The organism is Streptomyces sp. MB09-02B (assembly GCF_033794485.1).
Taxonomy (GTDB): Bacteria; Actinomycetota; Actinomycetes; order Streptomycetales; family Streptomycetaceae; genus Streptomyces.
In genome coordinates this window covers 1-6,502 of record NZ_JARGEE010000464.1, presented here as the reverse complement: position 1 = coordinate 6,502, position 6,502 = coordinate 1, and the positions used below count along the sequence as shown (strand labels likewise).

Here is a 6,502-nt window from a genome sequence, read left to right as displayed (position 1 = left end):
GGCAAGACCGACCACGGCTCCACGATCATCGAGATCCCGAACGGCCTGGAGGACCAGCTCCCCGCGCCCCTGGTGACCAAGGACAACGTGGACGACAAGACCCTGTGGGGCAACAACGTCGGCTAGCCACGAACCCGGCCGACGACCGGGCGGAGGGACGCGGCCCGTCCCTCCGCCCGTCCCCGGCCCACACCCCCTCGTATCCACCCCACGAAGGACGGTATCCACCATGGCGGACACCGCGACCGCCGCGGCTCCCGGCGGCGGTCACCCCGCCGCCGGGAGCGACGCCCCGGTGGCCGAGGCCACCGGCATCAGCAAGAGGTTCGGCGCGACCGTCGCCCTGCGCGACGCACGTATCAGCATCGCCGCGGGCGAGTCGCACGCCCTGGTCGGCCGCAACGGCGCCGGCAAGTCGACGCTCGTGTCCATCCTCACCGGACTGCAGCAGGCGGACACCGGCACCCTGCGCTTCTCCGGCGAGGCGGCACCCGCCGTCGGCGACATCGACGCCTGGCGCTCCCGCGTCGCCTGCGTCTACCAGAAGTCCACGATCATCCAGGACCTGACCGTCGCCGAGAACCTCTTCCTGAACCGGCAGAGCGACGGTGCGACGCGTCCCATCCGCTGGAAGCACCTGCGCGCCCGCGCCGAGGAGCTGCTCGCCGGCTACGGCGTGGACGTGAGGGCTGACGCGCGGGCGAAGGACCTCACCGTCGAGCAGCGGCAGTTCGTCGAGATCGCCCGGGCCCTGTCGTTCGGCGCCCGCTTCATCATCCTCGACGAGCCGACCGCGAAGCTCGACGCCCGCGGCATCAACCGCCTCTTCGACAAGCTCCGCGACCTCCAGCGCCAGGGCGTCGCCTTCCTCTTCATCTCGCACCACCTGCAAGAGGTGTACGACCTCTGCAGCACCGTCACGGTCTACCGCGACGCCGCCCACATCCTGACCGCGCCCGTCGCCGAACTCGGCCACCAGGCGCTCGTGGAGGCCATGACCGGCGAGACCACCCGCACGGCGGCGGCAGCCGTCGAGGACCGCCCCCCGGTGCGGGCCGACGCCCCGGAACTCCTCACGGTCGAGGGCCTCACCCTGCCCGGTGCCTGCCAGGACCTGTCGCTGACGGTGCGGGCGGGCGAGGTCGTCGGGCTCGCCGGCGCGGCGGCCAGCGGCAACGTGCGGGTGGGCGAGACCGTCGCCGGGCTGCACCGCCCCGAGCAGGGCACGATCTCGGTGGGCGGCCGGCGGGTGCGCGGCGGCAGCGTGCCGTCGGCGCTCGCCGTCGGTGTCGGGCTCGTCCCGGAGGACCGGCACCTCCAGGGCCTGGTGAACAACCGCAGCGTGGCCGAGAACGCGACGCTCACCGTCACCGACCAGCTCGGCCCGTACGGCACCGTGCTGCCCGCCCGCACCAGGACGTTCGCCCAGCGCATGATCCGGGACCTCGACATCAAGACCCCGGGCGGGTCCACCCCCGTCTCGGCGCTGTCGGGCGGCAACCAGCAGAAGGTCGTCGTCGCCCGCGCCCTGGCCACCGACCCCCAGGTGCTGGTGGCCATCCGCCCCACCAACGGCGTCGACGTCAAGTCCAAGGAGTTCCTGCTGCGCCGGATCCGGCAGGTCGCCGACGGCGGGAAGGCCGCGCTCATCGTCTCCGACGAGCTGGACGACCTGAAGGTGTGCGACCGGCTCGTGGTGATGTTCCACGGGCGGGCGGTCGCCGAGTTCGACCGCGGCTGGAAGGACGAGCACGTGGTCGCCGCCATGGAGGGTGTGGCCGACCGGGCCGAGACCTCCGGTACCGGTGCCCACGGCTTCGCCGGCGATCCGCCCCTCACCCCCGCCGATCCCACGTCTGAGACCACCGAAGAGCACGGAAGGTAGTCATGTCCGCCACCACTGATGTCACCGACCCCGCCACGAGCGTCGCGCGGGACACCGCCGGAGACACCCGCCGCGGGCTCGACCTCGGTCGCTTCCGTGAGCTGTCCCTGGTCCCCGCCATCCTCGTCCTGGGCCTGATCGGGTTCATCGTCTCGCCGGCCTTCCTGACCGCCGACAACCTCATCGGCGTCGCCCAGCAGTCCACCGAGCTGAGCCTGCTGGTCCTGGCCACCGCGCTGATCCTGATCTGCGGCCGGATGGACCTCTCGCTGGAGTCCACCATCGGCGTGGCCCCCGTCATCGCCGTCTGGCTGGTCCTGCCGACCAGCGGCGCCCGCTTCACCGGCCTCGGCATATTCCCCGAATGGATGGCGGTACCGCTCTGCCTCCTGGTCGGCGTGGTGATCGGCGCCGTCAACGGCTTCCTCATCCTCAAGCTGCGCCTGAACGGGTTCATCGTCACCCTCGGCATGCTGACCATGCTGCGCGGCCTCCAGGTCGCCCTCTCCGAGGGCCAGTCCATCGTGGAGCTGCCGTCCTCCTTCACCTACCTCGGCAAGGCCTCCTGGCTCGGGGTTCCGGCCGCGATCTGGGTCTGCGTGGTGCTCTTCGCGATCGGCGGCAGCGCGCTGGCCTGGCTGCGGCACGGCCGGGCGCTGTACGCGATCGGCGGCAACGCCGAGGCGGCCCGTACCGCCGGCATCCGCGTCGACCGGATCGTGTGGGCGGTGCTGATCCTCGGCAGTGTGCTGGCCGCGTTCGCCGGCATCCTCTACAGCGGCCACTACGGCTCGATCTCCGCCACCCAGGGCAGCGGCTGGATCTTCCAGGTGTTCGCCGCGACCGTCATCGGCGGGGTCAGCCTCAACGGCGGCAAGGGCTCCGTCTTCGGCGCCCTCACCGGCGTCCTCACCCTCCAACTCGTCGTCAACGTCATGACCTTGGCGGGCGTGCCGCCCCTGTGGAACCAGTTCCTCAACGGCGCGATCATCATCGTCGCACTGATCATCTCCCGCTTCGCCTCCGGCGAGAAGCAGGAGTAGTCGCGGTACAGGGAGGCACCTCGTGGCACTCACCGACGAGGCGATGGACAAGATCAAGGCGATGATCGTGGCGGGGGAGCTGGCGCCGGGCTCCCGCCTCCCCAAGGAGGAGATCCTCGCCGCCCAGCTCGGCCTGTCCCGCAGTTCGCTGCGGGAGGCCGTACGGGCACTGACCGCGATGCGGATCCTGGTCACCCGGCAGGGCGACGGCACCTATGTGTCGAGCCTGGAGCCGCATCTGCTGCTGGAGTCGCTCTCGTTCGCCTCGGACGTCTCCCAGGGGCGGACGGCGCTGCAGCTGCTGCAGGTACGGAGGCTGCTCGAACCCCAGGCGACCGGGGCGGCCGCCGCCCTGCTCACCGCCGACGACCTCGACGAGCTGGGCGTGATCCTGGAGCGGTCGCGGGCGGCCGCGACGGTCGAGGAGTTCGTCGGCTACGACATCGCGTTCCACCTGCGGATCGTGCAGGCGGTCGGCAACCCGGTGCTGTCGATGCTGATGCAGGTGCTCTCCACCCGCACCCAGCGGGCCCGGATCGTCCGGGGCAGCCGCACCGAGCGGGCCGTGGAGCACGCCCACCGCGAGCACGAGGAGATCCTCCGCGCCCTGCGGGCCCGCGACGCCGCCCTGGCGGTGTCGGCGGCGACGGTCCACGTCGCCGCCGTGGAGCAGTGGATGGCGAGCGGGCTCGTCCAGGAGGATCCGCTCGACGCGGCCGGGGGGTGACCGCGCTACAGGTCGCCGGCTTCCACCAGCTCACCGAGGTCGACGAACTTGAAGCCGGTCGCCGTGCGCGTGCCGCCCTCGTCGTCCGGGACCTCCGGGGTCTCGTGGCCGTCCTGGACGACAAGCAGGCCGCGCGGGTATCGGCTGCCCAGCGGGGCGTTGAGGACGGCCGCGCCGTCGCACTCCTGAACGCCGTCTAGGGTGCCCGACGCGGCCCCGACGCGGAAGCCGCCCTCGTACTCGTTGCCCTCGCCCACCTCGCGGTCGTACAGGGCGAAGGTGTCGTCACCCTGGCTGGAGGCGAGCAAGTAGCCGTCCCCGCCCCGCTCCTGATAGAGCGTCAGGCCTTCGACGTCGGCCGACAGCCGCTTCCCGCCGTAACCGGGGTCGGCGCCCGGCACGCACTCCTCGGTCTCCTCGTCGTACGTGCCGGGGACGCCGTACTCCCTGGTCCTGTCGACCAGGACGGGCTTTCCGGTGAGGTCGGCGCGCAGGCGCCAGATGCCGATGTCCTCCTGGCCGGCGTAGAGGGTGCCGGTGGCGGGGTCGACGACCATGCCCTCGACCTGCGGGAGTTCACCGGGCTCGCCGCAGGGACTCCATCGGGTGCCGTCGGGCAGGCGGAAGGAGGACGGCAGGTCGAGGGTGCGGATCGTGCGGTAGCCGACCTTGCCGTGTGCCGCCGGGAGGAGTTCGAGCAGGGTGAGCCGGGTGCGTTCGCGTCGGCTGACCAGGGCGTAGGACCGGCCGGTGGCCCTGTCCGTCCAGGTGGCGAGGCCGTACGCGGTGCGCTGGTCGTTGATCTCGGCCTGGTCGGCGGAGAACACGGGAGCGGCGGCCGGGTCGGTGACGTCGGTGAGCGGGCCGTTCGGGCGGGCGGGGTCGATGCGGTAGATCCGCAGCCGGTCGTTGCCCCGGTCGCTGACCACCGCCACGTCGGCCCGGCCCTCGGAGGTGCGCAGGCCGGTGACGAGGTCGACGTTGTTGTAGCGGCCCGGGGCGTCGTCCGGCGTCGGCGGCTTCGGCGCGGCGAGGGACTGCACGAGGCGGGCGTCCAGGTCGTAGACGCGCAGGCCGCCCTCCTTCGCCGTGGCGACGACGAGGCTGCGGTCCGGGTCGGCGGGGTTCCGCCAGATCGCCGGGTCGTCGGCGTCGGCGTTGCCGCCGGCCTCGTCGCCGTACAGCGCGGCGGTCTCGCTCGTCGCGGTCACCGTCGGGAGCGCGGCCGTCCCCGCTCCGGCGGGGGCCGCCGTGAGGAGGGTGGTCAGCGCGGTGCCGGCGGCGAGAAGTGCGACTCTTCGAGCAGTGCGGGGCGTTCTCACAGGCGTTCGCTTCCTTACCGTCGTGACTGTCGTCGATGGTTGGGCGTGTCGATCGTCGGGCCATGCCGATCGTCGGGCCAGGTCGGTGAACGGGCCAGGTCGGTGAACGACCAGATCGGTGATCAGGCCGGGTCGGTGATCGACCAGATCTGTGACCAGGCCGGGTCGGTGATCGACCAGATCTGTGACCAGGCCCTGTCCATGATCGGGCTCTGTCGATGGTGCGGAGAGAAGCTTGCGCGCAGACGGACGTGAGCTGTCCATGCCGCCGTGGTGAAACTGTCGCGGTTCGGCTGAAGTTCGCCCGGACGTTGCCCGATACATGTCACCTCACGTGGCGCGCCGGAAGCGTGGTGGTGTGCAGCAGGTGTTCCAGCGGTCCGCGGCGGAACCTCCGGGTCCAGGCGGTGGCGAGCAGCAGGGCGACCAGGCTGTGCAGGAGGAGGTCGACGAAGGCCGGGCCGGTCTCCTCCGCCATGCCGAACTCCCGGATGGCGAGGATGTGCAGGACGTACGCCGTCAGGGCCGTCATGCCGACGGCGCACACGGGCGTGGCGAGGCGCGCGCAGCGCGGCAGCCGGTCCATGACCGTGACGCACAGCACCACGACGAGCAGCGCGACACCGGTGTTGCCGAGGATGGAGAAGGTCGTCTGGCTGTGCGGCGCGCCCACCAGGAGCCAGGCCGCCGGGGTGTCGTCGACGAGGTGGCCGACGGTGTCGGACCACCAGGCCGAGGCGGCCCCGGCGCCGTCGGTGGCGGCGGCGACGGTGACCCGGGCGTGCGGGACGAGACTCAGTGCCAGCCAGGAGCCGCCGTAGCCGAGGACGGTCAACGCACCTCCGGTCACCGCCACTCGGGTGCGCATCGCGCTCCGGCTGAGGTCGACGCGGGCGAGCGCCATCCCGGCCAGCATGAACGACGCCCAGGTGAGCACGGGGTATTCGCCGGTGAACAGCAGTTCCAGGAGGCCGTCGCTGTCACTGACCCGGGCCAGCGGATCGGAGGCGATGACCGTGTCCGCCCAGTCGCCGTCCTCGATCGACAGCCGTACCCCGTAGAGGACTTGGGGCATGAGAAGCGCGCCCGCGGCGGCGAGGAGCGCGAGCGTCCGGGCGGGCAGGCGGTGGAACGGGAGGACGGCGAGGAAGATCAGCCCGTAGAAGGCGAGGATCACGTCGACGTCGGTGTCGAGCGCGGTCAGGGCGAACCCGAGGACGATCAGGGCGAGGGAACGGATGACCATCCGGGCGACCGCCTGCCGTCCGGCGCGCCCGGTGCGGGGGTGCGGGCGGCCGGTGATCAGGACGAGGGTGAAACCGGCGAGCAGCGCGAAGAGCGCGGAGGAGCGGCCTCGCGCCAGTTCCATCACGAAGCCCAGCGGCCCTCCGTGCGCCGGGTCCGGGCCGACGTGCGCGGCGTACATGCCGAGGACCGCGAGTCCACGGGCCAGATCGATGCCGACCAGCCGCCCGGTGGACGGTCCTTCGGGGGTCCCGCCGAGCGCGGGAGCCGGGGCCAGGGT

General features: G+C 72.1%; 6 protein-coding genes and 1 pseudogene. 5 read left to right on the top strand and 2 right to left on the bottom strand.

Translation table 11 applies throughout. The features are described 5' to 3' along the window. The 4 genes and pseudogenes from P1P70_RS37995 to P1P70_RS37980 form a co-directional block, all read left to right on the top strand. Positions 1 to 126 (top strand): annotated as a pseudogene (locus P1P70_RS37995) (sugar ABC transporter substrate-binding protein); the annotation flags it as partial. Between the two features lie 103 nt (positions 127 to 229). Next, the gene (locus tag P1P70_RS37990; RefSeq protein WP_319245899.1) at positions 230 to 1,885 is read left to right on the top strand and encodes a sugar ABC transporter ATP-binding protein; all 1,656 of its coding nucleotides are present in this window, start codon (positions 230 to 232) and stop codon (positions 1,883 to 1,885) included. 2 nt (positions 1,886 to 1,887) lie between these two features. Then, the gene (locus tag P1P70_RS37985) at positions 1,888 to 2,928 is read left to right on the top strand and encodes an ABC transporter permease (RefSeq protein ID WP_319245897.1); all 1,041 of its coding nucleotides are present in this window, start codon (positions 1,888 to 1,890) and stop codon (positions 2,926 to 2,928) included. Between the two features lie 22 nt (positions 2,929 to 2,950). Beyond that, positions 2,951 to 3,655, top strand: a complete 705-nt coding sequence (locus P1P70_RS37980; protein ID WP_319245895.1) for a FadR/GntR family transcriptional regulator — start codon at positions 2,951 to 2,953, stop codon at positions 3,653 to 3,655. Between the two features lie 5 nt (positions 3,656 to 3,660). Here P1P70_RS37980 and P1P70_RS37975 read toward each other — a convergent pair whose 3' ends face one another. Continuing rightward, positions 3,661 to 4,977, bottom strand: coding sequence for a phytase (locus P1P70_RS37975; RefSeq protein WP_319245893.1), 1,317 nt, complete (start codon positions 4,975 to 4,977; stop codon positions 3,661 to 3,663). A 102-nt stretch (positions 4,978 to 5,079) separates the two neighbouring features. On the opposite strand from P1P70_RS37975, the gene P1P70_RS37970 reads away from it, so the two are divergent. Further along, the gene (locus tag P1P70_RS37970) at positions 5,080 to 5,232 is read left to right on the top strand and encodes a hypothetical protein (RefSeq protein ID WP_319245891.1); all 153 of its coding nucleotides are present in this window, start codon (positions 5,080 to 5,082) and stop codon (positions 5,230 to 5,232) included. Positions 5,233 to 5,302: 70 nt separating this feature from the next. On the opposite strand, the gene P1P70_RS37965 is transcribed toward P1P70_RS37970, so the two are convergent. Continuing rightward, positions 5,303 to 6,499, bottom strand: a complete 1,197-nt coding sequence (locus P1P70_RS37965) for a DUF418 domain-containing protein (protein ID WP_319245901.1) — start codon at positions 6,497 to 6,499, stop codon at positions 5,303 to 5,305. Between the last annotated feature and the right edge of the window lie 3 nt (positions 6,500 to 6,502).